Annotated in this window: 2 protein-coding genes and 1 pseudogene; all 3 read right to left on the reverse strand. The window is 65.3% G+C overall.

All coding sequences use genetic code 11. The features are described from left to right. A pseudogene (locus JHD07_RS31060) lies at positions 1-215 on the reverse strand (2-hydroxychromene-2-carboxylate isomerase); the annotation flags it as partial. A 92-nt stretch (positions 216-307) separates the two neighbouring features. After that, positions 308-1,657, reverse strand: a complete 1,350-nt coding sequence (locus JHD07_RS31065; RefSeq protein WP_291629077.1) for an MATE family efflux transporter — start codon at positions 1,655-1,657, stop codon at positions 308-310. An 87-nt stretch (positions 1,658-1,744) separates the two neighbouring features. Continuing rightward, positions 1,745-2,034, reverse strand: a 290-nt coding sequence (locus tag JHD07_RS31070) for a DUF2239 family protein (protein ID WP_291629079.1), incomplete at its 5' end; no start/stop codon positions are given.

Here is a 2,034-nt window from a genome sequence, read left to right on the forward strand (position 1 = left end):
GTCTCGACCGAGTGGAACTCCCGCTTGTTCTTGATGCCGGCGAGCGTCTCGGCCGGCGACTTGTTGTTGGTCGACTTGAAGATGCCGCCGAGCAGAATCGGCACATAGTCGAACTTGACGCCGATGCGCTGCTCGATCGCCGGTATAGCCAGATGACTGAGATAGGCGTTGGGACTGCCGAAATCGAACAGGAATTGCGGGGCGGTGCGGGTCAACTTTTCTTCTCCCTCGGGGCAATTTTTCGCGCATTGTGGCGCAGCGCACGCCACAGGTCCACCGTTTAATGACGATCGTAATATTCTGGCGTTCAGATCAGGCGTTCGATCGCGCGCTTGCGCCACACCAGGAAGTAATAGCCCATCTGCAAGACGAACATGGCGCAGAACACGATCGGATAGGCGGCCCATACGCCCTGGAGGCCGATCGTGCGGCTCAGGATCACCGCGGCCGGCAGCTCGATGGCGACGATGGCGAAGATCGACAGCAGCATCGGCGTCAAGGCCACGCCTGCGGCGCGCATCGCGCCTGAGAACACCGTGGCGAGGCCGAACGGCACCGAGCTCCACAAGGCGATGTAAAGCAGCTGCTTCGCCAGATCGAGCACGGCGCCGTCGGTGATGAAGATGCCGAGCACGGCGCGCGGAGCCAGATAGATCAGCGCCACCAGCCCGCCGGTGAGCACGAGATTGAACACGAGACCGGTGCGCACGATGCCGTCGAGCCGGGCCCTGTCGCCGCCGCCGATCGCCTGCGCGCCGAGGATCGAGACCGCGATCGAGATCGACATCGCCGTGAACTGCGTGTAGCCCATCACCTGGTTGACGGCGCCGTACGCGGCCGTCGCGCTCGAGCCGTAGCTGTTGACGAGGCCGAGCAGCACCAGCTCGGCGATTGCCATGGCCACCATGCCGATGGCGCTCGGCAGTCCGATGCCGAGGATCTTTCCGAGCACGGCGCCGTCCAGCCGCAAGTGACGCAGCAGCGCGGCGTCCGGCGCCAGTGCGTGTTTCTTCCGCAGCAGAAAGGCGGCGAGCGCGATCAGCGTCAGCGCGTTGGCAATCGCGGCCGCCCAGGCGGGACTGGTGATGCCCAGAGACGGCAATCCGGACGCGCCGCGGATCAGCACGGGCGTCAGGACCAGGCCGATCGCCGTCGACAAAGCCAGCGCCAGCAGCGGTGTCAGCGCATCGCCGACGCCACGGATCATCGACGTCATCAGCAGGAAGACGAAGCCGAGTGGCATCGTCAGCAGCATGATGCTCGCATAGGCGCTGGCCTGATCGAGAATGTCTACGGGCGTGGCCAGCGCCATCATCAGTTCGCGGCTGAAGAACCCGCCGATCAGCGCAAGCGAGATCGACAGCAACAGGCCAATTGCGAGCGCGGTACCCGCGACGCGCTTGATCCGATCGTGCTCTCCCGCCCCGAAGGCCTGGCCGATCAGCACGGTGGCGCCGGTGCTCAGGCCCATGACGAAGGCGAACAAGAAGAACATCACCGGGAAGAAGGCCGAGACCGCCGCGAGCGCGTCGATGCCGATCATCTGGCCGAGATAGACGTTGCTGACGGTGCCGAACAGGGATTGCAGCGCGTTGCTCAGCATCAGGGGTCCGAGGAAACGGAGGAACGTGGTCCAGAGCGGCTTTGAAGCGGACATGGATTGGCCTTTCATCAGGGCATGCGAAGCCATTGCCGCGCAAGGAGCGCGGCTCGGCCGTCGATTGAGTTGTGAGGTGCGCGCGGCTTAGGCGCGGTCGCTGTAGGCGAGCTTGACGATGTGGTCGCGGATATCAGTCGGCCAATCGGCGATCAGTCCGGTGAAGCGCCGCCGGTCGTCTGCGAACAGCGCCCGCGATGCCTCCTCGAACTGCGGCAAATCGCCGGCCATGGTCGACATGAAATGATAGGCCGCATCGCGCGCCTGGCGCGCGCGGTCCCTGTCGCCGCTGGCGCGCCGGGCCTCGTCGACCAGCTTGCGCAGCGCGACCGAAGCGCCACCGGCCTGCGCGTTGAGCCACTGCCAGTGCCGCGGCA

Source organism: Bradyrhizobium sp., assembly GCF_016462955.1.
Classification (GTDB): Bacteria; Pseudomonadota; Alphaproteobacteria; order Rhizobiales; family Xanthobacteraceae; genus Bradyrhizobium.

What these genes read in the sequence shown, in the direction of transcription:
- JHD07_RS31065 (WP_291629077.1), bottom strand. Translation starts at nt 1,657, where the DNA reads ATGTCCGCTTCAAAGCCGCTCTGGACCACGTTCCTCCGTTTCCTCGGA.